Source organism: Mesorhizobium sp. Cs1299R1N3 (genome assembly GCF_037179625.1).
In the GTDB taxonomy this organism is placed as follows: domain Bacteria; phylum Pseudomonadota; class Alphaproteobacteria; order Rhizobiales; family Rhizobiaceae; genus Mesorhizobium; species Mesorhizobium salmacidum.
In genome coordinates this window covers 1-24,132 of the sequence record NZ_JAPYKQ010000015.1, presented here as the reverse complement: position 1 = coordinate 24,132, position 24,132 = coordinate 1, and the positions used below count along the sequence as shown (strand labels likewise).

The following is a 24,132-nucleotide window of genomic DNA, read 5'->3' as shown; positions in this document are numbered from 1 at the left end:
CCAAGAGCAGGCTTTCTCAATGGGGTAATCGTGCCGGAACAACCGGGTAAGAATGCGATCGAAGTCCGTCGTGTGCGCAAGGTTTTCGGCACGGGGGAGGCGCAAGTCGCCGCGCTGGACACTGTGTCCGTCTCAATCCGCGAAAATGAGTTTTTCACGCTGCTGGGGCCTTCCGGCTGCGGCAAGACGACGCTTTTACGGCTGATAGCCGGCTTCGATTTCCCAAGCGCCGGCGAAATCCTGCTCCATGGCCAGGACATCGCGCCGCTGCCGCCGTTCAAGCGGCCGGTCAACACCGTTTTCCAGTCCTATGCGCTGTTCCCCCACATGACGGTCGCCGACAATATCGGCTTTGGCCTGGAAATGCTGGGCAAGCCGAAGGCCGAGATCAAGGCACGCGTCGCGCAGATGCTGAAGCTGGTCAAGATGGAGGCGCTCAGCGGCCGCCGCACCAGCCAGATCTCCGGCGGCCAGCAGCAGCGCGTGGCGCTGGCCAGGGCACTGGCACCGCAGCCCAAGGTGCTGCTGCTCGACGAACCCTTGTCGGCGCTCGACTACAAGCTGCGCAAGGAGATGCAGATCGAGCTGAAGCGGCTGCAGCACGAAACCGGCATCACCTTCATCTTCGTCACCCACGACCAGGAAGAAGCGCTGACCATGTCGGACCGCATCGCGGTGATGTCGTCGGGCAAGATCCTGCAGGTCGGCACGCCCTGGGACATCTACGACAAGCCGGCGGAGCGCTTCGTCGCCGACTTCATCGGCGAGACCAATTTCCTGACTGCGGCCATTGCCGGCGTCAGCAACGGCAAGGCCCGCGCAACGCTCAAATCGGGGGCGACGATCGACGCCACGGTCGCCGAAGGCTTCCAGCCGAAGGACAAGGCGACAGTGGTGGTGCGGCCCGAACATGCCAAGCTGACCACGGCCAAGGGCGACCTTTCCGGTTCGGTCGAAAACATTGTGTATTTCGGCACCGACACGCACATCCAGGTCCGCCTCGACAGCGGCGAAGCCTTCACCGTGCGCCAGCAGAACAGCCGCAGCGCCGGCTGCGGATTCGAGCAGGGCGACAAGGTCGGCATTTCCATCGGCAACGACGCCGCGCAAGTGCTGAGGGACTGATGACAGCGATGCTCCCCAAAGCCGCATTGTTCGAGGCCGGGGCGGCAAAAGCCACGGCACGTCGCAACCGGCTGCTTTCGTTACCGGCGCTGATCATCATCGGTATCTTCGGCGTGCTGCCGCTGGTCATCATCTGCGTCTATTCGTTCCTCGTCGCCGCACCCTATGGCGGCGTCCAGTGGCAGTTCTCGACCGACGCCTATCTGAACTTCCTGTTCCAACGCGATATTTTCGACGACACGCTGCAGTTCACACCGGATTTCCTGATCATCTATCTGCGCTCATTCCTGTTCGCCGTGGTGACGACGATAATCTGCCTGCTGCTCGGTTTTCCCACCGCCTATTTCATGGCGACGCGGCCGCCGGCGCAGCGGAACTGGTGGGTGCTGCTGATCACCATTCCGTTCTGGTCCAATCTGCTGGTGCGCACGCTCGCCATCATGTTCATCATCCGCGACGAGGGCCTGATCAACAACGCGCTTTTGGCATTGGGCATCATCGATAAGCCGATCACCATGCTCTATACCAACTTCGCCATCCAGCTCGGCCTGCTCTATGCCTTTCTGCCGTTCATGGTGCTGCCGCTCTATTCCAGCTTGGAGAAACTGGATTTCCGGCTCGTCGAGGCGGCTTACGACCTCTACGCAACGCGCCGTCAGGTGCTGTGGCGCGTCATCATTCCGCTGTCACGGCCGGGCATCATAGCCGGCTGCCTGCTCGTTTTCATCCCGGCCCTTGGCGCCTATGTCACGCCGCTGATCCTCGGCGGCGGCATCCACCTGATGATCGGCGACCTTATCGCGCAGCAGTTCGGCTCCGGAAGGAACTGGCCGCTCGGCTGCGCGCAGGCGCTGATCCTGATGGCCGCGGTGCTGGTGGCGCTCTACTTTTACGTCCGCAACACGTCGGGGAGGATGCAGCATGGCTGATCCCCGCAGCATCGACATCAAGGATCAGCCGGGCTTCCGCTCGGTCGCCATTCTCTGCCTGCTGGTACTCTACGTGCCGGTCCTGATCCTGATGATCTTCTCGCTCAACAGCGGCTCGCTCGTCACCCATTGGGAAGGTCTCACCCTCGGCTGGTACGGCAGTGCGCTGCTCAATGAGGAATTCCACAACGCCGCGAGGAACACGCTGATCATCTCGGTGAGCGCCACGGTAATCTCCACCGTCTGCGCCACGCTGGCGGCGATCGGCATGACGCGGGTGAAGCCATGGCGAGGGCTGGCGGCCGCCTTCATGGTCATCAACCTGCCGCTGATGGTCCCCGAGATCATAACGGCGGTGGCGACGCTGTCGTTCTTCGCCCTCATCGCCGGCACCTTCGGGCTGAATTTCGGTATTGGCAACCTGATCCTCGCCCACACCGTCTTCTGCATCCCCTTTGCCTACATGCCGATCAGGGCTCGGCTGGAAGACATGGACCTGACGCTGGAATACGCCGCCGCCGATCTTTACGCGACGCCCTGGAACGCCTTCAAACGCGTGACGCTGCCCTTGCTCGTTCCGGGCATCATGTCGGGCGGGGCGCTCGCCTTCATCGTCTCGTTCGACGATTTCACCATCACGCAGCTTGTCGCGGGCCCCGGCCAGACGACGCTGCCCCTGTATATCTGGAACCAGATCAGGCGACCGATGACACCGGAGATCAACGCCATCTCCACCATCCTGTTGCTGGTGTCGATCCTGTTCGTCTCGATATCGTTCCTGATCGCGCGCCGACGCGCCAAATGAGAGCTCCACGACAACAATGGGAAGGCAAGGAGAACATAAAATGTCTAGAAAACTGATGGCGGCCGTTTCGACGGCCGTGCTTTTGTGGGCAGTGCCCGCGCTCGCCGACGGCGAACTGCACATCTACAATTGGGGCGACTACACCAACCCCAAACTCATCGAAAAATTCGAGAAGCAGTACAACGTCAAGGTGACGCTGGACGACTATGATTCCAACGAGACCATGCTGTCCAAGGTGCGCGCCGGCAATTCCGGCTACGACATCGTGGTGCCGTCGGACTACACCGTTAAGATCATGGTCGACGAGGGCCTGCTCGAAAAGACCGAGCCCAACGCAATGCCGAACGGCAAGAACATCGACCCGCGCTTCGTCGACATCTACTGGGACAAGGGCCGCCACTACACCGCGCCGTGGCAGTTCGGCACCACGACATTCTCGGTCAACATGGACAAGTTCAAGGGCGACATCAACACGCTGGCGATCCTCTTCGACCCGCCCGCCGAGTTGAAGGGCCAGATCAACATGCTCGACGACGTCAACACTGTCATGCACGCAGCCGAGCGCTATGCCGGCGTGCCACGCTGCGGTGCCGACAAGGCCAATCTGAAAAAGATCAACGACATCCTGACGGCGGCGAAGCCATCCTGGAAGACCTTCAGCTATGACACGATCACCAAGATCACCTCGGGCGACGTGATCGTGACCGAACAGTGGAACGGTGCGACGTATCGCTCGCGCCAGAAGATCCCGGCCATCAAATATGCCTATCCGAAGGAAGGCATCGAGGGCTGGATGGACAATGTGGCGGTGCTGAAGGGCGCGAAAAACCTCGAAAACGCCAAGCTGTTCCAGGATTTCATCATGGCTCCGGAAAACGCGGCGCTGATCTCCGAGTTCGCCGGCTATGACAATGGCATTGCCGGCAGCCACAAGTTCCTGTCGCCAGACTTTGCCAACTCGCCGGAGATCAACCCGCCGGCAGGCGCGCCGGCCGCGGAATTCGTACCGCCATGCCCGCCGGAAGTGGTGGAGATCTACAACAAGATCTGGACCAACCTGCGCAAATAGGGCGTTCGAAAATACCGCGAAAGGGAGGCTTCGGCCTCCCTTTCTTGCGCATTGAGTACACTGGGAGAATCGATGACTTCCTATCGCAATTCCGAGCCGCGGCCGCCGATCATGCAAGGCTCGCCGCCGGCGATGACGCTGCCCAAGCTCGACTGGGACCGGCCGCCCTGGAACCGCTGGGCTTTCCAGCACATCAGGGAAATTCTGCCGACCGCCGAAGTATGGCGCGGCACTGGTCACCGCCACCGTCTCGAACGCGCCGAGGTCGATCTCGATGGACTGGCTGTCGAGGACAGCGAAGGCAGGCCTTCGACACTCGCCGGCTTGCTCGACGAGACCTATACGGACGGCTTCCTGGTGCTCAAGGACGGCAGGATAGCCTATGAGCGCTATTTCAACGGTATGGACGAACGCACGCTGCATTTGTCGCAGTCGATGGCCAAGTCCGTCACCGGCTCGGTGTTCGGCATATTGGCCGGGCGGGGTCTGATCGATCCGGCGAAGCCGGTGACGGACTACCTGCCGGAACTCAACGCGACCGGCTGGGCCGGCGCCAGCGTCCAGCATGTGCTTGATATGACCACCGGCGTGCGGTTCTCAGAGGAATACACCGACCGCTATTCCGACATCGGCCAGGTCGATGTCGCCACTGGCTGGAAGCCGCTGCCGCCGGGCAGCAATCCGGATTTCCGCTGGCCCTCGCACATGTTCGAGCTGATCCTGGGTTTGAAGGACACGGTCCGTCCGCATGGGGCTGCGTTCGAATATCGCTCGATCGAGACGGACGTGCTCGCCTTCATCATGGAACGGGTGACGGGCAAGCGGCTGGCGCAGCTGGTTTCCGAGGAACTCTGGCAAAAGCTCGGTGCCGACGAAAGCGCCTGCTTCACCGTCGACAGCGCCGGCTATGCGCTGGCCGATGGCGGCTTCAACGCGACGCTGCGCGACTACGCCCGCTTTGGCCAGCTGATCCTCGACAATGGCGGCGGCATCGTGCCGGCCGACTGGATCGAGGCGACGCGCACTGGCAAGCATGGTCCGGATTTCTCGGCCAGCCTGCCCGAGGGCAGCTACCGCAACCAGTTCTGGATCGAGGATCCCAGCTCGCGCGCACTGATGTGCCGGGGCGTGTTTGGACAGTTGATCCATATCGACTGGAACACAGGAATGGTGGTGGTGAAGCTGTCGACCTACCCGGATTTCAGCAACATGGCCTATTCCGTGGCAACGCTGAAGGCCGTGCACGCCATCGCAGCGGCGCTTAGCTGAGCTTCAAGAACAATGGACTGGTAGGAAACGCGATGGCCGGCAAGACCGCGTTCAAGACACGATACGGATTCGGCCGTAACGAGGTGCTGCTCGCCAACTGGCGCGTAGCCCCGTTCAACCGGTGGTCATTCCAGAACCTCGGCGAACTGGTGCCGACGGCACGCGTGGCAGCGGCGCCGGGCGTCATCGAGGCTCCTGTGCGGGACTTGGGCGGCTTGCTCGGGGAAAAGGTCACGGTCGCGAGCGCGCCGGAGACGGTGGCCGAGTTTCTCGTTCGCTCCAGCACCGACGCATTGACGGTGATGAAAGGCGGCAAGATCATAGGCGACTGGTTCGCGCCGCATATGGAGTTCGGCGCGCGCCACATCATCTTCTCGGTCAGCAAGTCGGTGACCGCGATTATCGCCGGCATACTGGAAGGCGAGGGGGTGTTCGACCCCAAGGCGCCGGTGACGCATTACATTCCGGAAGCTGTGGGCTCGGCATATGGCGATGCAAGCGTTCGGCATGTGCTCGACATGAGCGTCAGCCTCGATTTCGAGGAGGCCTATCTCGATCCGGAAAGCGCCTTTGCCCGCTATCGCCGCGCGACGCTGTGGAACCCCGGCGGCGGCACCGAAAGCCTGCGCGAATTCATCCTGACCCTCGAGCGGCTTGCCGAGCCGCATGGCCAGACCTTCCGCTACCGTTCGCCCAATTCCGACCTGCTCGGCCTTCTCCTGGAACGCGCTTCAGGGCAGCGCTTCTGCGACTTGATGCGTGAGAAACTGTGGCTGCCGCTTGGCGCCATCAGCGAGGCCTCTGTCGGTGTCGACATGGAAGGCACGGCACGCACCGCAGGCGGCATTTCGGTGACGCCGCGTGACCTGGCGCGCATCGGCGAGATGATGCGGCAAGGCGGCACGGCCAATGGCCGCCGCATCGTGCCCGAGGCCTGGGTGCGCGACACCACCAGCACCGGCGGCAGCTCGGAAGCGTGGCAGCGCGGTGCCATGCTGCCGCTGTTCCCGAAAGGCCGTTACCGCAACAAATGGTATCAGACCGGTTTGGAAAATGGCGCCTATTGCGGCATCGGCATCCATGGCCAGTGGCTTTACGTCGACCCCAGGACCGAAGTGGTCATCGCCAAGATGTCGTCGCAGCCGGAGCCGGTCGACGATGCACTGGACCTCGAAATCGTTGCCTTTTTCGAAGTGCTGAGCCGCATGGTCTGACCAGCCCGGACAATCCAATCGTCCGCGCTTTCCTGTGGACCTCCGCCGCCGTTGAAAACGCGGTGGTTGGCGGACCTGATCTCTGCGCCTATGGTCGCCGCTCTTTTCGACGAGAGTGGGAACGACATGGCATCCGACATCAAGCGCATCGCAGCCATCATCGCAGCCGAAATCAAGGCGCGGCCCGAACAGGCGGCCGCGGCGATCGGACTGCTCGATGAGGGGGCGACGGTGCCGTTCGTGGCACGCTACCGCAAGGAGGTGACCGGCGGGCTGGACGACACGCAGCTGCGCGACCTTGCCGAGCGTCTCGTCTATCTGCGCGAACTCGACGCCCGCCGCGACACCATCCTGGGTTCGATCCGCGAGCAGGGCAAGCTTACGCCAGACCTCGAAGCGAAGATCGGGGCGGTGGCCACCAAGGCGGAGCTCGAGGACATCTACCTACCCTACAAGCCGAAGCGCCGCACCAAGGCCGAGATCGCCAGGGAGCGCGGGCTGGGGCCGCTTGCCGAAGCCATTCTCAACGACCGCTCATTGGTGCCCGCGGAAGTCGCGCTCGCCTATGTCACCGAAGAGGTGGCCGATGCCAAGGCCGCGCTCGATGGCGCGCGCGACATCCTGTCGGAGCAGTTCTCCGAAAATGCCGATCTGGTCGGCAAGCTGCGCGGCTACATGAAGGAGCGCGCCTTCCTGCGCGCCAGGGTGGTCGACGGCAAGCAGGAGGCCGGCGCAAAATTCTCGGACTATTTCGACCATGTCGAGCGTTGGTCCACGGCGCCAAGCCACCGCGCGCTGGCCATGCTGCGCGGCCGCAATGAAGAGGTGCTGTCGCTCGATATCGAGGTCGATGCCGACGATGCCTCACCGGTGAAGCCGGTCGAGCGGATGATCGCCAATGCCTACGCCATCGGCGCCAGCCTGCCGGGCGACCGCTGGCTTATGGAGGTCGCCGGCTGGACCTGGCGGATAAAACTGTCGTTGCACCTGACGCTCGATCTGATGCGCGACCTGCGCGAGCGGGCCGAGGAAGAGGCGATCCATGTCTTTGCCCGCAACCTGAAGGATTTGCTGCTGGCGGCTCCCGCCGGCTCGCGGCCGACGATGGGGCTCGATCCCGGCATCCGCACCGGCGTCAAGGTTGCGGTGGTCGACGGCACTGGCAAGCTGCTGGCGACGACGACGGTCTATCCGTTCCCGCCGCGGAACGATGTGCGCGGCACGCAGGCCGAGCTTGCCGCGCTGATCCGCCAGCACAAGGTCGAGCTGATCTCAATCGGCAACGGCACCGGTAGCCGCGAAACGGAGAAGCTGGTTGCGGACATGCTGTCGGACATGCCAGCGGGTTCAGGCCCGAAGCCGCTCAAGGTTATCGTCAGCGAGGCGGGTGCCTCGGTCTATTCGGCCTCGGCGACGGCGGCGGCCGAATTTCCCGGCCTCGACGTGTCGCTGCGCGGCGCGGTGTCGATCGCGCGGCGCCTGCAGGATCCGCTGGCCGAATTGGTCAAGATCGAGCCGAAATCCATCGGTGTCGGCCAGTATCAGCACGATGTCGACCAGTACCGGCTCGGCCGCTCGCTGGAAGCTGTCGTCGAGGACGCCGTCAACGCGGTCGGCGTCGACCTGAATACCGCCTCGGCACCGTTGCTGGCCCGCGTTTCGGGCCTCGGGGCGTCGCTTGCCGAGGCGATCGTCGCGCATCGCGATGCGACCGGCCCGTTCGCCAGCCGCAAGGACCTGCTGAAGGTGGCGCGGCTTGGGCCGCGCGCGTTCGAACAGTCCGCCGGCTTCCTGCGCATTGCCAATGGCAGTGAGCCGCTCGATGCCTCGTCGGTGCATCCGGAAGCCTATGGGGTGGCCAAGAAGATCGTCGCCGCCTGCGGCCGCGATGTGCGTTCGCTGATGGGCGACAGCGCCGCGCTGAAGGCGCTCGACCCGCGCGTCTTCGTCGACCAGCGTTTCGGCCTGCCGACGGTGCGCGATATCCTGGCGGAGCTGGAAAAGCCCGGCCGCGACCCGCGCCCCGGCTTCAAGACGGCTACCTTCGCCGATGGCATCGACGACATCAAGGATTTGAAGCCCGGCATGCTGCTGGAAGGCACCGTCACCAATGTGGCGGCGTTTGGCGCCTTCGTCGATATCGGCGTCCACCAGGACGGGCTGGTGCATGTCTCGCAACTGGCTGACCGTTTCATCAAGGACGCGCACGAGGTGGTCAAGGCCGGCGACGTGGTGAAGGTGCGCGTCGTCGATGTCGACATCAAGCGCAAGCGCATCGCGCTCTCCATGCGCAAGGATGGCGGCGAGGGCGGCGCGCCGAGGAGCGGGCCGCGCGACAATGGCGGCGGCAGGCCGGCGCCACGCTCGCCGGCGCCGCAGCGCCAGCCCGAGCGGCCGGCACAGCAAGGTGCGTTCGGCGCCGCGCTGGCGGACGCACTGAAGCGGAAATAGCTACCACGCCAGAACAGCCGGCTCCTTCTCAAGCTGGCCCAGCAGCCAGTCTCGAAAGCTGGCAACCGGTGGATAGCCGCGCTTGTCGTGGGGAATGACGAGGTAATAGGCGCTGCGGCTTTGCATCGGCTGGCCGGGTGCTGGCACAAGCTGGCCGCGCTGTAATTCGCCAGCGATGAGGAGCAGCGGCAAGAGCGCCACGCCGAGCCCCGCCATGCAAGCCTGGGCGGCGGTGCCGAACTGCTCGAACTGCATGCCCGGCCCGGTCGGCGCGCTCAGCCCCTGATGCTCGAACCATTCCGTCCAGGCGCCGGGGCGCGTCGTCATGTGCAGCAGCGGCAAACGACCGATGTCGGCCGGCGTGGCGATGGCGCGGCCGGCGAGGAACTCGGGCGACACCACCGGTGCCACCGTCTCACGCACCAGCAGTGTCGAATCGGCGTCCGGCCAGTCCGGCAGGCCGTAGTGGATGGCTGCATCCAGCCTCTCCCTGGCGAAGTCGAACCGGCCGACGCGGGTGACGAAGTTGATGGTGATGTCGGGATTGCTTTCGACGAAATTGGGGATCATCGGCATCAGCCAGCGCGTGCCGAAGGTCGGCAATATGGCCAGGTTCAGGATGCCGCTATGCCGATTGCTCATCAATCCAAGCGCTGCGTCGCGCAATTGGCCAAGCGCCGAACGTACTGCCTCGGCGTAGATTTCGCCTGCCGTCGACAGGCGGACGTTTCGGCTGTCGCGTTCGAACAGCCGGCGGCCGAACTGATCTTCCAGCAAGCTGATCTGACGGCTGACGGCGCCCTGGGTCAAATCCAGCTCCTGGGCGGCGGCGGTGAAACTGCCAAGCCGAGCCACCGCCTCGAAGGCGGCAAGGGCGCTGATGTTGGGCAAAAGGCGACGCTGGACACTCATGATCCATTCCTAACGCTCATTGATCGGTGAAGCAATTTCGTTTGATTTTTTCGGGCCACGGGCCGATAAGCCGGGCTTCACCCTTCTGAGGATCAAGCCATGGCCGCCGACAAGAATGCATTCGTCTGGGAAGACCCGTTCCTGATCGAGGACCAGCTTTCGGAAGACGAACGCATGGTGCGCGACGGCGCGGCGGCCTTTGCCGCCGACAAGCTCGCGCCGCGCATCGAGGAGGCGTATCTCAACGAGACTTTCGATACGGCGATCTTCCGCGAGATGGGCGAGGCTGGCCTGCTCGGTATCAACATCCCGGAGGAGTTCGGTGGCCTCGGCGCCAACTATGTCACCTACGGGCTGGTGGCGCGGGAAGTCGAACGCGTCGATTCCGGCTATCGCTCGATGATGTCGGTGCAGTCATCGCTGGTGATGTATCCAATCTACGCCTATGGCTCGGATGAGCAGCGCAGGAAGTACCTGCCGAAGCTCGCCAGCGGCGAATGGATCGGCTGTTTCGGTCTGACCGAACCGGATGCTGGCTCCGACCCCGGCGGCATGAAGACGCGCGCGGAAAAGACCGCCAGCGGCTACAAGCTGACCGGCTCCAAGATGTGGATTTCCAACGCGCCGGTCGCCGACGTGTTCGTCGTCTGGGCGAAGTTGAAGGGCGAGAACGGCAAGGACGAGATCCGCGGTTTCGTGCTGGAAAAAGGCATGAAGGGGCTGTCGGCGCCGAAGATCGGCGGCAAGCTGTCGCTGCGGGCGTCGATCACCGGTGAAGTAGTGATGGAAGGTGTCGAGGTCGGCGAGGACGCACTGCTGCCCAATGCCAAGGGGCTCGGCGGACCCTTCGGTTGCCTCAACCGGGCCCGCTACGGCATCTCATGGGGCTCGATGGGCGCGGCGGAAGATTGCTGGCATCGCGCTCGCCAGTATGGGCTGGACCGCAAGCAGTTCGGCAAGCCGCTGGCCGGCACGCAACTCTACCAGAAGAAGCTCGCCGATATGCAGACCGAGATCGCTTTGGGGCTGCAGGCTTCGTTACGCGTCGGGCGCCTGCTCGATGAAGGCAAAATGGCGCCGGAAATGATCTCGATCGTCAAGCGCAACAATTGCGGCAAGGCGCTCGACATCGCCCGCCAGGCCCGCGACATGCATGGCGGCAACGGCATCCAGATCGGCTACCACGTCATGCGCCACGCGCAGAATTTGGAGACCGTCAACACCTATGAAGGCACGCATGACGTGCACGCGCTGATCCTGGGACGGGCGCAGACCGGGATACAAGCATTCTTTTAAGGCAGGGCGATCCTGGATCCGGGCCGCTTCGCTAAACAGATCGTACAGGATTTCTGGATAGACGTGTTGCCTCTTCAATTGCGTTGGAGAAGGTAATGCCGTTGCGCAGTAGCGCCGATTGCATCCGCGAGGGGCTCAAGCGCTTTCGCGGCAAGCGTCTGGTGCAGATGGATCGGTACCGACGTGAATTCAGCTTCGTTGGAGGCACTTGGGGCTCCCACGAAGAAGGCTGCCGCTTTTCCGTGTACACCGGGCATAGCTGGACGTTCCGGCTGAACTCCGGGTCCGTTCGGCATATGTATGTATGGGAGGCCGGGCTGTTTTTCGGCGGCTCGGACGGTGTTAAAATCTCCATTACCCGCTGGCTTGAGGAATTGGGGGATCCAAGCCCCAACCGCCCCCTCCACAGCGAGGTCCGTGCGGCGCATCCCTGGCATATCGCGATTGCTCGCTGGCTTAAGGAATTCGCACTGCTTCCAAGCTCCGCGCAGCCCCTCCACAGCGACACCCCCGCAGCCTATTGCTCGCATATCACCGTCCAACGGATCAACCACACCGATCCGTTCCGGGCCGAGGTCGAGGAGCTGTCAAATTCGGACCTCGAAAATATCCAGGCATTGATCGAGAAACCAATGCAGGACCTGCTGAGGCGCAGTGTCGAGGAGGTGGAGGTCGATGGACGATACTATCGGAAGTTCGCCGTGCCGGTTGTTGGCGAACTGCACTGGAACTGGCGACAGCCAATGCCTGAACTGGTGGCAGTCCAGGATACGATCCTGGATTTCGTCAATACCTTCACGCCGGAGCGAACCGCGAGCCGGCCGCTCTCGCGCTATAAGGTTGATGACCATGAACGGTGGCCCGGCGCCTACATCGTCACCGTGGATAACGAACCGGATGTCCGGATTCAGATCCCGAGCGTAAACCGTGAAGATCCGGACATCTACAAAATGAACGTCGGGATTGCCGGGCTATCGCTTCCTGTGAGAATCGAGAGGATGAACCCAGTTCCTCTGGACGGAATGCCGTTGCATGCTGGAGGGAGGCCTCAAGAGCTTGAGTACTACCTTCTTTTCCACCCTTGCAGCGCCCACTTCGCGGCTTTTCCTAAATCCCCGCCGGGTCTGACGCCGGAAATCGGTGACCGCGCGGCAGAGCATCTCAAGAACGCCTGGCTTGCAGTCAATCTTGAGAGAATGCGCAAATTTGGACAATTCGTCGACGTACTGGTCGTCTAGGTTCGGGTGGCGTCTCATTCGAGGCAGGGCGAAGCGATGTAGCCAAGGCCTGCCAGGCGACATTGTCCGTTCAATAGCCGTTTAATTTAGGTGCACCGCAACATCCGCTTGGAGAATGGCGGCCGGATGTGTCAGGGTTCAGCGAAATCGTTTGAAACGCTGAATTCCGGGGCCCCATGGCAATTCTGGCAGCCGTCTACCATCTGACCCACTACAAATACGACCGGCCGGTGGTTCTGGGTCCCCAGGTGATCAGGCTTCAGCCGGCACCGCATTCCCGCACCAAGGTGTTGAGCCATTCGCTCAAGGTCGAGCCGGCGAACCACTTCGTCAATCTGCAGCAAGATCCCTACGGCAACTTCCTCGCCCGTTTTGTCTTTCCCGAGCCGGTGACGGAGCTGAAGATCGAGGTCGACCTCGTCGCCGACATGACGGTCTACAATCCGTTCGACTTCTTCGTCGAACCGTCGGCGGAGGCATTCCCGTTCGATTATCCCGAGGAAATCAGGGATGATCTGGCCATCTACCGGGCACCGGAGCCGGCGGGGCCGCTTCTCTCGGCTTTCCTGGAAACCGTCGACCGCAGCGCGCCGAACACGGTCAATTTCCTCGTCGACCTCAATGCGCGTCTGCAGCGCGAGATCGCCTATATCGTGCGCATGGAGACCGGCGTCTTCTCACCGGAGGAAACGCTGGCGGCGGCCAAGGGCTCCTGCCGGGATTCGAGCTGGCTTCTGGTGCAGATCCTGCGCAATCTCGGCGTCGCCGCGCGTTTCGTCTCGGGCTATCTCATCCAGCTCAAGCCCGACCTTGTCGCGCTGGATGGGCCGGCCGGTACATCAGTCGATTTCACCGACCTGCATGCCTGGTGCGAGGTCTATCTTCCCGGTGCCGGCTGGATCGGTTTCGACCCGACTTCCGGCCTGCTCACCGGCGAGAGCCATGTTCCGCTGGCCGCCACGCCGCATTTCCGCAATGCGGCACCCATTTCGGGCATGGCGAGCTTTGCCAATGTCGAGTTCGGCTTCGACATGCGGGTCGATCGCATCGCCGAGCATCCGCGCATCACCAAGCCGTTCTCGGATGAGAGCTGGCAGGCGCTCGACGCGCTCGGCAACAAGGTCGATGCCGCGCTCGCGGCCGGGGATGTGCGGCTGACGATGGGCGGCGAACCGACCTTCGTGTCGATCGACGATTTCGAGGCCGCCGAGTGGAACACCGCCGCCGTCGGGCCGAGCAAGCGTGAAAAGGCCGACGCGCTGATCCGCCGCCTGCGCGAGCGCTTCGCGCCCGGCGGCTTTCTGCATTACGGCCAGGGCAAATGGTATCCCGGTGAAAGCCTGCCGCGCTGGACCTTCTCGCTCTTTTGGCGCGCCGACGGCGAGCCGGTGTGGAGCGATCCGTCGCTGATCGCGCCGGAAAAAAGCTCGGCTGATGTCGGGCCGAAACAGGCTGAAAGCCTGCTGACGGCGATCGCCGGCGAGCTCGGCATCGACACGTCCATGGTCAGTGAAGCCTATGAGGATCCGGCCGAATGGCTGCTCAAGGAAGGCAAGCTGCCCGAGAATGTCGACCCGTCCAACTCCAAGCTGGAAGACCCGGAGGAACGCAGCCGCATGGCGCGCGTCTTCGAGCGCGGGCTGACCAAGCCATCCGGCTATGTGCTGCCGGTGCAGCGCTGGAACAGCCAGGCGTCCGATCCGCGCTGGCGCTCGGAAAAATGGAAGACGCGGCGCGGCCGGCTGTTCCTGGTGCCGGGCGATTCCCCGGTCGGCTACCGCTTGCCGCTGGGAACGCTGCCCTATGTGCCGCCGGGGCAGTTCCCCTACATCGTGCCTGTCGATCCGTCGCTGCCGCGGGGCCCGCTGCCCGTGCGGGAAGCAATCTTGCCTGCGACGGCTCCGGCCGAACTGGAAGGCGCCGACGAAATGGCACGCCGCCAGCAGGCGGCGTCGTTCACCGCGGCAACCGGCCAGCAGGAGCGGGTCGAGCAGGAGATCACCGAGATCGGCGGCGCGGTGCGCACGGCACTTTCGGTCGAACCGCGTGACGGAAGGCTGTGCGTTTTCATGCCGCCGGTCGAGGCGCTCGAGGATTATCTCGAACTCGTCGCGGCTGCCGAGAACGCGGCAAAGGCGATTGGCCTTCCCGTGCACATCGAGGGCTACGGCCCGCCGCAGGATCCGCGCCTCAACGTTATCCGCGTGGCACCCGACCCCGGCGTCATCGAGGTCAACATCCATCCCGCCTCGAATTGGCAGGATTGCGTGGCGACGACGACGGCGATCTATGACGAGGCGCGGCAGACACGGCTTGGCGCCGACAAGTTCATGATCGATGGCCGCCACACCGGTACCGGCGGCGGCAACCATGTGGTGGTCGGTGGCGCGACACCCAACGACAGTCCGTTCCTGCGCCGGCCCGACCTGCTGAAGAGCCTGGTGCTGCAATGGCAACGGCGTCCCTCGCTGTCCTATCTGTTCTCCGGCCTGTTCATCGGCCCGACCAGCCAGGCGCCGCGCTTCGACGAGGCGCGGCACGATTCGCTCTATGAGCTCGAGATCGCGATGGCGCAGGTGCCGCATCCCGACCAGGGGGCCGCACCCTTGCCATGGCTGGTTGACCGCCTGTTCCGCAATCTGTTGACCGACGTCACCGGCAATACGCATCGCTCGGAAATCTGCATCGACAAGCTGTTCTCGCCCGATGGACCGACCGGTCGGCTTGGCCTTGTCGAATTCCGTGGATTCGAGATGCCACCCAATGCGCGCATGTCTCTGGCGCAGCAATTGCTGGTGCGGGCCATCATCGCACGCGCCTGGAAGAACCCGCTCGACGGACGCTTCGTGCGCTGGGGCACTTCTCTGCATGACCGCTTCATGCTGCCGCACTATGTCTGGGCGGACTTTCTCGATGTGCTCGACGACCTCAAGCTCAATGGTTTCGAGTTCCGGCCCGAATGGTTCGACGCCCAGCTCGAATTCCGCTTTCCTTTCTGCGGCGAAGTCCAGCATGCGGGCATCAAGCTGGAGCTCAGGCAAGCGCTGGAGCCATGGCATGTCATGGGCGAGCAGGGGGCGATCGGCGGCACGGTGCGTTTCGTCGATTCCTCGGTCGAACGGCTGCAGGTCAAGACCGAAGGTCTCAATCCGGAGCGCCATGCGATCGTCTGCAACGGCCGCATCGTGCCGATGAGGGCTACCGACAACCGGGAGGTCGCGGTAGCGGGCGTGCGCTTCAAGGCCTGGCAGCCGGCTTCGGGCCTGCATCCGGCACTGCCGGTCAACACGCCGCTGGTGTTCGACATCTACGACCGCTGGTCGGGCAGGGCGGTCGGCGGCTGCGTCTACCATGTCGCCCATCCCGGCGGGCGCAACTACGACACCTTCCCGGTCAATGGCAACGAGGCCGAGGCACGGCGGCTCGCCCGCTTCGAACCGCGCGGCCATACCCCGTCCGGCTATGTGTTGCGTGAAGAACAGCCGGGGGAAGATTTCCCGATGACCCTTGACCTCAGGCGTCCGCCAAGACTGTGATCTGACATGGCAAAGGGGAATCACAAAAGGGTACGCGGCAAGCCGCAGGCCCATAGCCTGCTGGAGCACTACCAGCCGATTGACGGCGTCGTCGACGAGATGGTCGACGCGTCGGGCAATCCCCGCCCGGTCTGGAAGGATTTTGTCGAAGCGCTGGACGAACTCGGGGCCGAAAAGCTCGGCCAGCGCTTCGCCCGCGCCGACCAGTATCTGCGCGATGCGGGTGTTTACTACCGCGTCTATGACAAGGCGGGCGCCAACGAGCGCGAATGGCCGCTGGCGCATATTCCCGTGCTCATCGAGGACAGCGAGTGGCAGGCGATCAGCGCCGGCCTGGTGCAGCGCGCCGACCTGCTCGAGGAAATAGTCGCCGATATCCATGGACAGAACCGACTGGTCGAAAAAGGCATCCTGCCGGCAGGGCTGATCGCGGCGAGCCCTGAATATTTGCGGCCCGTGGTCGGCACCAGGCCGGCCGGAGGGCATTTCCTGCACTTCTGCGCCTTCGAGCTCGGCCGCGGGCCCGATGGCCGCTGGTGGGTGCTTGGCGACCGCACCCAGGCGCCTTCGGGCGCCGGCTTCGCGCTGGAGAATCGTGTCGCCACCACGCGCGCTTTGTCCGACATCTATGGCGAGATGCATGTGCACCGGCTCGCCGGCTTCTTTCGTCGCTTCCGCGATGCGCTGATCGGAATGGCAAAGGAGAGCGACGGCCGCGTCGCCATCCTGACGCCGGGGCCGCTCAACGAAACCTACTATGAACACGCCTATATCGCCCGCTACCTCGGCATCATGCTGCTCGAAGGCGAAGATCTGACAGTTTCCGGCGGCAGACTCATGGTGCGCACCGTGTCGGGCCTGATGCCGATCAGCGTACTGTGGCGGCGGCTCGATGCCGCCTTCGCCGATCCTCTCGAGTTGCGTCCGGATTCGCAGATCGGCACGCCGGGCCTGGTCGAAGCGATCCGGCAAGGTACGGTGTCCACCGTCAATGCGCTGGGATCGGGCCTGATGGAGACGCGTGCGCTGCTTGCCTTCCTGCCCAAGATCGCGCGCGAATTGTGGGGCGAGGAGCTGCTTTTGCCCAGCGTGGCGACATGGTGGTGCGGGCAGGCGACGGAGCGCGCCCATGTCCTCGCCAATATCGACCGCATGGTGGTCGGTCCGGCGCTGTCGACAAGACTTGCCTTCGAGGATGATGGACAGACAAAGCTCGGCTCGGCGCTGTCGGTCGGGGAACGGGCGGAACTGGTGGCGCGCATCGAGCGTGATGGCGAGGCCTTCGTCGGCCAGGAAGCGGTGACGCTTTCGACGACACCCGTCTATGTCGGCGGCTGGCTGGAACCCCGGCCGGCGAGCTTGCGCGTCTATCTGGCGCGCACGCCCGAGGGGTGGACGGTGATGCCGGGCGGTTTCGCCCGCGTCGGCCTGTCGCTCGACCCGACGGCGATCGCCATGCAGCGCGGCGGCCAGGCGGCTGACGTCTGGGTGGTCAGCGACAGACCGGTCGAGCGCGAGACGCTGCTGCCGCAGGAGGGCGACAGCTTCAACCGCACCAGGCCGGGTAGCCTGCCCAGCCGCGCGGCGGAAAACCTGACCTGGCTCGGTCGCTACATCGAACGCTCGGAAGACACCGTGCGCATCCTGCGCGCCTATCATGTGCGGCTCGCCGAAACGTCCGATCCCGACATGCCTCTGCTGGCAGATATCAGGGACTATCTCGAGCCGTTCGGCATCGATGTCGAAACGGCGATCCCATCAGGATTGATCGGCATGCTCGACAGCGCCGTCTACAGCGCCGGCCAGATCCGCGATCGTTTCTCGCCGGATGGCTGGCTGGCGCTCAAGGATTTGTCGAAGACGATCCATCGGTTCGCCACCACCGTGGCGCCCGGCGACGACGCGACGCGGGCCATGACCGTCATTCTGCGCAAGCTTGCCGGATTCTCCGGCCTGCTGCACGAGAACATGTACCGTTTCGCCGGCTGGCGCTTCCTTGAGATCGGCCGGCGGCTGGAGCGTGGCATCCAGATCGCCGGCACGCTGGCCCGACTGACCGGCAGCGAGGCGCCGGATGGCGCGCTGGACATGATGCTGGAGATCGGCGACAGCGTCATGACCCATCGCCGGCAATATCCGGTGCAAGCCGGCCGGCGCACGGTAATCGATCTCCTGGCGCTCGATCCGCTCAATCCACGCTCCATCCTGTTCCAGCTGGAAAGGCTTAAGGCCGAGATAGGGCTGCTGCCGGCGACCGGAGGCGAGGGGCACATGTCGGCGGCGGCCAAGGAGATCCTGCAGCTCAATACCGCCATCGCCATCAAGGAGCCGGCTGACATGACGACGAAGGCGCTGAACGAACTCGCCAGCGAAATCGGCGGCCTCTACAACAGCCTCGCCAGAGCCTATTTCGGCTAGAAAGCAATGGCCATGCTGTACGACATCCGGCTTCTGCTCCATTACGACTACGCGGCCGCTGCCGGCGGCGGCCGGCATCAGGTGCGGGTGCTGCCGCCGACCATTGGCGGCGTGCAGCGCGTCATCGCCGCTTCGCTGTCCTTTGAACCGGCACCCAATGAACGATCCGACTTTACCGATTTTTTCGGCAACAACGTCACCTCGATCGCGTTTCGCGACGCGCATGAAGCGCTCGACATAAGGATGAGCGCGCGCGTTTCGGTGTCGCGGCCCGAGCCTGGGCTCGACGTGTCGCCCGATATCGGCCGACTCAGGCAGGAGCTGGCGGCCGTGCGGTCGCTGGCGCCGGCGTCGCCGCATCACTTCCTGGTGGCAAGCGGTCACGCCGGCATGGATGCGGCGATCACCGCCTATGCGCAAGACAGCATCGGTGGCTCGACCGCCGGCACGGCGATGAGCCTCTGCAAGCGCATCCACCATGATTTCACCTATGACGGCGAAGCGACCACGGTGCGGACCCTGGCCAGCGATGCCTTTCGGCTGAAGCGGGGCGTCTGCCAGGATTTCTCGCACATCATGATCGCCGGGCTGCGCGGACTCGGCATTCCGGCCGGCTATGTCAGCGGCTTCCTGCGCACCATTCCGCCCAAGGGCAAGCCGCGGCTGGAAGGTGCGGATGCCATGCATGCCTGGGTCAAGGTCTGGTGCGGGCGTGATGCCGGCTGGCAGGAGTTCGATCCGACCAACGGCATGCGGGCTTCCAACGACCATATCACCGTCGGTTACGGGCGCGACTATTCGGATGTGGCGCCCATCGTCGGCGTGCTGAAGACGACCGGCGGACAGGTCGGGGAGCAGGCTGTCGACGTCATCCCGGTGGTGCTCGAAAAGGCGTAAAAAAGGCGCGCGCCGCCGGCTGTCCTTTCCGCCGACACAGATGCAGCGCATTGCCTCGCCGACGCCACCGGATCCTGCTTTCCAGACGGGGTGTGGAACCAGCAGTCTGCCCGCAACTTATCTACGGACATTTTGCGTGGAGCCGTCATGCTGCAGAGAACCGGATCGTCGCGTAGCCGATTGGCTGACGGTGATAGCGTACCCAAGAATCGACCACAGATTTCCGCCCGGGATACCGCGCTCACCTATGTCAGCGATGCCGAGCCCGGCATCCGCCGGCTGAAGGCTGGCAAGGGCTTTGCCTACAAGGGACCGGACCGGAGAGCGGTCTCCGATGCCGACAGGGCGCGGATCGCGGCCATCGTCATTCCGCCGGCCTGGACCGATGTCTGGATTTCGCCCGATCCGAATGGGCATATCCAGGCGACCGGGAGGGATCAGCGAGGGCGCAAGCAGTATCGCTATCACCCGCAATGGGCCGAGGAGCGCGACGGTGTCAAATATTCGAGCCTCGTCGCTTTCGCCGAAAGCCTGCCGGACCTTCGGCGCAGAATCGACAGCGACTTGCGCCGTCCCGGCCTGCCGCTCGAACGCGTCGTCGCCGCGGTGGTCTGGCTGCTCGACAACACGATGATCCGCGTCGGCAACGCGGCCTATGCACGCGATAACAAGAGCTTCGGCCTGACGACGTTGCGCGATCGGCATGTCGACATCAAGGGGTCGAGCCTGCGCTTCGCCTTCAAGGGAAAGTCCGGCAAGGAATGGAGATTGAAGCTGGTGGACCGCCGCATCGCCGGGATCGTTCGGGGCGCGCAGGACCTGCCGGGCCAGAAACTGTTCCAGTATCTCGACGAGGGGGACGACAGACGCCCGGTCCGCTCCGACGATGTCAACCGCTACATCCGGGACGCCGCCGGCGACGCGTTCAGCTCGAAGCATTTCCGCACATGGGGCGGCACCATCCACGCCGCGTCGCTGTTTGCACAGACGGAACTGCCTGAAAGCCAGGCACAGCGAAAGCGGGTGATGAACAACATCATCGACAAAGTGGCCGAACGGCTGGGCAATACGCGCGCGGTCTGCCGCAAATGCTATATCCACCCGCAGGTCTTCGAGGCCTGGAGCGAAGGACGGCTGCTTACCGAAATGGCGGAAGCCAACAAGCGCAAGCGATCCATAGACGGTCTCGATGAGGAGGAAGCGCTTGTGCTGAGATGGTTGAAGACGCAGGAGAGTCGATCGGTGGCAATCAGCGGCCGCTGAATCGCGGCGTCTCGATTTTTTTATCGACGCCATGTCGGGATCGGCCCTACTGTTTCGTCCTTTGCTACAGAAAGGACCCTCCATGCTCTATGCCATCCTCTGCTACGCCTCCGAAGATGTCGTCTGCTCCTGGAGCAAGGAACAGGACGACAAGGTCATGGCCGACCTGCTCGGCGTTCAGGAGAAGTATGCCAACGCCGGCCGGCTCGGGCCCGTGGCGCGGCTTTTGCCGACGACCGCGGCAACGACGCTGCGGAAAGTGAAAGGCGAATCGCTGGTCATCGACGGGCCGTTCGCCGAAACCAAGGAACAGTTCCTCGGCTTCTATACGCTCGATTGCGCTGACCTCGACGAGGCCGTCGAATTCGCCCGCGAGCTTTCCGAGGTCAACCCGAGCGGCGGTTCCTATGAGATCCGGCCGGTATCGGTGTTCCATCCAACCAGGGTTCCAGCATGACCGAACTTGCCTGGATAAGCTCCGCGATCAGCGCTGCCCGCCCACAAGCGATGGGCGCACTGCTGCGCTATTTCCGCGATCTCGACACGGCGGAGGAAGCTTTCCAGGACGCTTGCCTCAAGGCGCTGAAGAACTGGCCGCAGAACGGGCCGCCACGCGATCCGGCGGCCTGGCTGATCTTCGTCGGCCGCAACAGCGGCATCGACGCGGTGCGCAAGCGCGCCAAGCAAGCGCCGATGCCGGAGGAAGACCAGATATCCGATCTGGAAGACGCCGAGAGCGACATCGCGGAGCGGCTGGACGGCGCGCATTACCGCGACGACATCCTGCGGCTGCTGTTCATCTGCTGTCACCCTGATTTGCCCGCAACACAGCAGATCGCAGTGGCGCTGCGCGTCGTCTCCGGCCTCACCGTCAAGCAGATCGCGCGCGCCTTCCTGGTCGGCGAGAGCGCGATGGAGCAGCGCATCACGCGCGCCAAGGCGCGCATCGCGGACGCAGGCGTGCCGTTCGAGACGCCAGGCGCGGTCGAGCGCTCCGAGCGGCTCGCGGCGGTCGCGTCCATGGTCTATCTGATCTTCAACGAGGGCTATTCGACCAACAGCGGCGAGGCGCCGGCCCGCGCGCCTCTGTGCGAGGAAGCGATCCGGCTGGCGCGGCTGCTGCTCAGATTGTTCCAGGCCGAGCCGGAGATCATGGGGCTGACGGCATTGCTTTTGCTGCAGCACGCACGCGCACCGGCTCGTTTCGACGATGATGGCGAGATCGTGCTGCTCGAGGACCAGGATCGAAGCCTGTGGAGCCGCAAGATGATCGACGAAGGGCTGGCGCTGGTCGACAAGGCCCTGCGCCACCGCAAGCCCGGCCCTTACCAGGTGCAGGCGGCGATCGCGGCGCTCCACGCGCGGGCCGAGAAGGCCGAGGACACGGATTGGGTGGAGATCGACCTGCTCTACGGCCTGCTCGAACAGATGCAGCCGTCGCCGGTCATCACACTCAACCGTGCGGTCGCGGTGGCCAAGGTGCGCGGACCGGAAGCGGCGCTGGCGATGATCGAGCCGCTCGAGCAGAGACTATCCGGCTATTTCCATTTCTTCGGCCTCAAGGGCGGGCTCTTGATGCAACTCGACCGGGGCGAGGAGGCACGCATTGCCTTCGACCGCGCCATTGCGCTTGCCAACACGGCGGCGGAAGCAGCCCATATCCGCATGCATATCGACCGTCTGATCAAGGACGGCGCCGTGCGCGGGCCGACGAAAAAGGCAAACTAAGCGCCCTCTGCCAGTTCTGCTCCAAGGGTCGTCTGGCTCAATCGTGCAGCCTGGGCTTGGACCATGCCGGGGTGGCGATTTTCGCCTGAAACAGGTAATGGCACGCCATGATAGCCCCTTCCAGCCGCAACGGCGCGGGAAGGCATGGCGCAAGACGTTGACCCACGCCACACGAGCGGCGGGATCTGAAAGGAACAAAAATGACGATAGCGAAGGAAACGGCCGAGCTTCTGGCGAAACTGGGCGTGGCCAAGGAGGCGCTTGTCGGCGGCGACCTGATCGTGCGCAGCCCGGTGACGGGTGAGCAGATCGCGGCGCTGAAGACGATCTCGCCGGCCGACGCGGCAAAGACCATTGATGACGCCCACCAGGCATTCCAGTCCTGGCGACTGGTGCCGGGTCCCAAGCGTGGCGAACTGGTTCGGCTGCTGGGCGAAGAACTGCGCGCGCACAAGACCGAGCTGGGCCGGCTGGTGTCGATCGAGGTTGGCAAGATCCCCTCCGAAGGGCTCGGTGAAGTGCAGGAAATGATCGACATCTGCGATTTCGCCGTCGGTCTGTCCCGGCAATTGTACGGTCTGACCATCGCCACCGAGCGTCCCGGCCACCGTATGATGGAAACCTGGCATCCGCTCGGCGTCGTCGGTGTCATCTCGGCTTTCAACTTCCCGGTCGCCGTGTGGTCGTGGAACGCAGCGCTCGCACTGGTCTGCGGCGATGCCGTGGTATGGAAACCTTCCGAGAAGACGCCGCTGACGGCGCTTGCCTGCGAAGCGATCTTCAAGCGTGCGGTCAAGCGTTTCGGCGCGGACGCACCGCAAGGCCTGGCGCCGGTGCTGATCGGCGACCGCGCCGTCGGCGAGATCCTGGTCGATCATCCGAAGGTGCCGCTGGTTTCGGCCACCGGCTCGACCCGCATGGGCCGGGATGTCGGTCCGCGCCTGGCCAAGCGTTTTGCGCGAGCGGTGCTGGAACTGGGCGGCAACAATGCCGGCATCGTGTGCCCGACGGCCGATCTCGACATGGCGCTGCGCGCCATCGCCTTCGGGGCCATGGGCACGGCCGGCCAGCGCTGCACGACGCTGCGCCGCCTGTTCGTCCATGACAGCGTCTACGACGCCTTGGTGCCGCGGTTGAAGAAGGCCTATCAGAGCGTTTCGGTCGGCAATCCGCTGCAGACCTCGTCGCTGGTCGGGCCGTTGATCGACAAGGCAGCGTTCGATGCCATGCAGAAGGCCCTGAGCGAAGCGACCGCCCATGGCGGCAAGGTGACCGGCGGGACACGGGTCGAGAATGGCCATCCGGATGCCTATTATGTCCATCCGGCGCTGGTCGAAATGCCAAAGCAGGTTTCGCCAGTAACGGAAGAAACCTTCGCGCCGATCCTCTATGTGATGAAGTATTCGGATTTCGACACCGTGCTTGACGAGCACAATGCGGTCGGCGCCGGCCTGTCGTCATCGATCTTCACCCGCGACCTGCAGGAATCCGAGCGCTTCCTCGGTGTCGATGGTTCGGATTGCGGCATCGCCAATGTCAATATCGGCACCTCGGGCGCCGAGATCGGCGGTGCCTTCGGCGGTGAGAAAGAAACCGGCGGCGGCCGCGAGAGCGGCTCCGATGCATGGAAGGCCTATATGCGACGCGCCACCAACACGGTGAACTATTCCAAGGCGCTGCCGCTCGCCCAAGGCGTCTCGTTCGACATCGATTGAGAACGCCGCCCGCAGTCGGTGTCGTTCAAGCTCGCCGAGCATCAATCGACACAGGTGAAGGGTGTACATACGGCAGTAACGCTGGACAGGCTCTGACGTCTGTCCAGCGTCGGCTTTTCGTGACTGGGTGCTGGCCGAGCCGGTTGTGTGCGTCAAGTTCTGCAAAATTGGGCGGCCATGGTGCTGGTCATGCGGCTTGGCGTAGAGCGAGTTTTTTGTGCTCGCGCAGATCGTCCATATTGATGTATCGGTTGGCCTCCATCCAGT

17 protein-coding genes are annotated in these 24,132 nt (G+C 63.8%); 16 read left to right on the top strand and 1 reads right to left on the bottom strand.

Annotation, left to right across the window (positions count from 1 at the left end):
* Window positions 1-30: 30 nt before the first annotated feature.
* The 7 genes from O7B34_RS25030 (at window position 31) to O7B34_RS25000 (ending at window position 8,862) form a co-directional block, all read left to right on the top strand.
* On the top strand, window positions 31-1,125 hold the full coding sequence (locus tag O7B34_RS25030) for an ABC transporter ATP-binding protein (RefSeq protein ID WP_337148625.1): 1,095 nt from the start codon (window positions 31-33) through the stop codon (window positions 1,123-1,125).
* Entirely contained in the window at window positions 1,125-2,054 is a 930-nt protein-coding gene (locus O7B34_RS25025; protein ID WP_337148557.1) for an ABC transporter permease, read from the top strand. The genes O7B34_RS25030 and O7B34_RS25025 overlap by 1 nt, the downstream gene beginning before the upstream one ends.
* Window positions 2,047-2,859, top strand: coding sequence for an ABC transporter permease (locus O7B34_RS25020; RefSeq protein ID WP_337148556.1), 813 nt, complete (start codon window positions 2,047-2,049; stop codon window positions 2,857-2,859). The genes O7B34_RS25025 and O7B34_RS25020 overlap by 8 nt, the downstream gene beginning before the upstream one ends.
* A gap of 40 nt (window positions 2,860-2,899) precedes the next feature.
* Window positions 2,900-3,928, top strand: a complete 1,029-nt coding sequence (locus tag O7B34_RS25015; protein WP_337148555.1) for an extracellular solute-binding protein — start codon at window positions 2,900-2,902, stop codon at window positions 3,926-3,928.
* Between the two features lie 72 nt (window positions 3,929-4,000).
* Window positions 4,001-5,197, top strand: coding sequence for a serine hydrolase domain-containing protein (locus O7B34_RS25010; RefSeq protein WP_337148554.1), 1,197 nt, complete (start codon window positions 4,001-4,003; stop codon window positions 5,195-5,197).
* A gap of 32 nt (window positions 5,198-5,229) precedes the next feature.
* Window positions 5,230-6,411, top strand: a complete 1,182-nt coding sequence (locus tag O7B34_RS25005; RefSeq protein ID WP_337148553.1) for a serine hydrolase domain-containing protein — start codon at window positions 5,230-5,232, stop codon at window positions 6,409-6,411.
* A gap of 126 nt (window positions 6,412-6,537) precedes the next feature.
* A complete protein-coding gene (locus O7B34_RS25000; protein WP_337148552.1) occupies window positions 6,538-8,862 on the top strand; it encodes a Tex family protein in 2,325 nt (774 codons plus the stop codon).
* Here the strand turns inward: O7B34_RS25000 and O7B34_RS24995 are convergent, their stop codons facing one another.
* A complete protein-coding gene (locus O7B34_RS24995; protein ID WP_140504094.1) occupies window positions 8,863-9,774 on the bottom strand; it encodes a LysR family transcriptional regulator in 912 nt (303 codons plus the stop codon). It lies immediately after the preceding gene.
* Window positions 9,775-9,873: 99 nt separating this feature from the next.
* Here O7B34_RS24995 and O7B34_RS24990 point away from each other — a divergent pair, with 99 nt between their 5' ends.
* The 9 genes from O7B34_RS24990 to amaB all read left to right on the top strand — a co-directional run bounded on the left by O7B34_RS24990 (window position 9,874) and on the right by amaB (window position 23,865).
* Window positions 9,874-11,070 (top strand): acyl-CoA dehydrogenase, encoded by a 1,197-nt coding sequence (locus O7B34_RS24990; protein WP_337148551.1) that lies wholly within the window; start codon window positions 9,874-9,876, stop codon window positions 11,068-11,070.
* Between the two features lie 95 nt (window positions 11,071-11,165).
* A complete protein-coding gene (locus tag O7B34_RS24985; RefSeq protein ID WP_337148550.1) occupies window positions 11,166-12,308 on the top strand; it encodes a hypothetical protein in 1,143 nt (380 codons plus the stop codon).
* A gap of 176 nt (window positions 12,309-12,484) precedes the next feature.
* Complete coding sequence (locus tag O7B34_RS24980; protein ID WP_337148549.1) at window positions 12,485-15,844, top strand: transglutaminase family protein; 3,360 nt, start codon at window positions 12,485-12,487, stop codon at window positions 15,842-15,844.
* Window positions 15,845-15,850: 6 nt separating this feature from the next.
* Window positions 15,851-18,262 (top strand): circularly permuted type 2 ATP-grasp protein, encoded by a 2,412-nt coding sequence (locus O7B34_RS24975; RefSeq protein ID WP_337148548.1) that lies wholly within the window; start codon window positions 15,851-15,853, stop codon window positions 18,260-18,262.
* 12 nt (window positions 18,263-18,274) lie between these two features.
* Complete coding sequence (locus O7B34_RS24970; protein ID WP_337148546.1) at window positions 18,275-19,159, top strand: transglutaminase family protein; 885 nt, start codon at window positions 18,275-18,277, stop codon at window positions 19,157-19,159.
* A gap of 147 nt (window positions 19,160-19,306) precedes the next feature.
* Complete coding sequence (locus O7B34_RS24965; protein WP_337148545.1) at window positions 19,307-20,422, top strand: DNA topoisomerase IB; 1,116 nt, start codon at window positions 19,307-19,309, stop codon at window positions 20,420-20,422.
* A gap of 82 nt (window positions 20,423-20,504) precedes the next feature.
* Window positions 20,505-20,879, top strand: a complete 375-nt coding sequence (locus O7B34_RS24960) for a YciI family protein (protein ID WP_015315946.1) — start codon at window positions 20,505-20,507, stop codon at window positions 20,877-20,879.
* Window positions 20,876-22,150 (top strand): RNA polymerase sigma factor, encoded by a 1,275-nt coding sequence (locus O7B34_RS24955; protein WP_337148544.1) that lies wholly within the window; start codon window positions 20,876-20,878, stop codon window positions 22,148-22,150. The genes O7B34_RS24960 and O7B34_RS24955 overlap by 4 nt, the downstream gene beginning before the upstream one ends.
* A gap of 200 nt (window positions 22,151-22,350) precedes the next feature.
* Window positions 22,351-23,865: an L-piperidine-6-carboxylate dehydrogenase gene (gene amaB / locus O7B34_RS24950; RefSeq protein WP_337148543.1), complete on the top strand. Its 1,515-nt coding sequence runs from the start codon at window positions 22,351-22,353 to the stop codon at window positions 23,863-23,865.
* The last annotated feature ends 267 nt before the right edge of the window (window positions 23,866-24,132 follow it).

Bases quoted from the DNA above. Each gene is read 5' to 3' on its own strand.
- O7B34_RS25015 (WP_337148555.1), top strand. From the start codon at position 2,900: ATGTCTAGAAAACTGATGGCGGCCGTTTCGACGGCCGTGCTTTTGTGG.
- O7B34_RS24975 (WP_337148548.1), top strand. From the start codon at position 15,851: ATGGCAAAGGGGAATCACAAAAGGGTACGCGGCAAGCCGCAGGCCCAT.
- O7B34_RS25025 (WP_337148557.1), top strand. From the start codon at position 1,125: ATGACAGCGATGCTCCCCAAAGCCGCATTGTTCGAGGCCGGGGCGGCA.
- O7B34_RS24955 (WP_337148544.1), top strand. From the start codon at position 20,876: ATGACCGAACTTGCCTGGATAAGCTCCGCGATCAGCGCTGCCCGCCCA.
- O7B34_RS25000 (WP_337148552.1), top strand. From the start codon at position 6,538: ATGGCATCCGACATCAAGCGCATCGCAGCCATCATCGCAGCCGAAATC.
- O7B34_RS24990 (WP_337148551.1), top strand. From the start codon at position 9,874: ATGGCCGCCGACAAGAATGCATTCGTCTGGGAAGACCCGTTCCTGATC.
- O7B34_RS24980 (WP_337148549.1), top strand. From the start codon at position 12,485: ATGGCAATTCTGGCAGCCGTCTACCATCTGACCCACTACAAATACGAC.
- O7B34_RS25010 (WP_337148554.1), top strand. From the start codon at position 4,001: ATGACTTCCTATCGCAATTCCGAGCCGCGGCCGCCGATCATGCAAGGC.
- amaB (WP_337148543.1), top strand. From the start codon at position 22,351: ATGACGATAGCGAAGGAAACGGCCGAGCTTCTGGCGAAACTGGGCGTG.
- O7B34_RS25005 (WP_337148553.1), top strand. From the start codon at position 5,230: ATGGCCGGCAAGACCGCGTTCAAGACACGATACGGATTCGGCCGTAAC.
- O7B34_RS24970 (WP_337148546.1), top strand. From the start codon at position 18,275: ATGCTGTACGACATCCGGCTTCTGCTCCATTACGACTACGCGGCCGCT.
- O7B34_RS24995 (WP_140504094.1), bottom strand. From the start codon at position 9,774: ATGAGTGTCCAGCGTCGCCTTTTGCCCAACATCAGCGCCCTTGCCGCC.
- O7B34_RS24985 (WP_337148550.1), top strand. From the start codon at position 11,166: ATGCCGTTGCGCAGTAGCGCCGATTGCATCCGCGAGGGGCTCAAGCGC.
- O7B34_RS25020 (WP_337148556.1), top strand. From the start codon at position 2,047: ATGGCTGATCCCCGCAGCATCGACATCAAGGATCAGCCGGGCTTCCGC.
- O7B34_RS24965 (WP_337148545.1), top strand. From the start codon at position 19,307: ATGCTGCAGAGAACCGGATCGTCGCGTAGCCGATTGGCTGACGGTGAT.
- O7B34_RS24960 (WP_015315946.1), top strand. From the start codon at position 20,505: ATGCTCTATGCCATCCTCTGCTACGCCTCCGAAGATGTCGTCTGCTCC.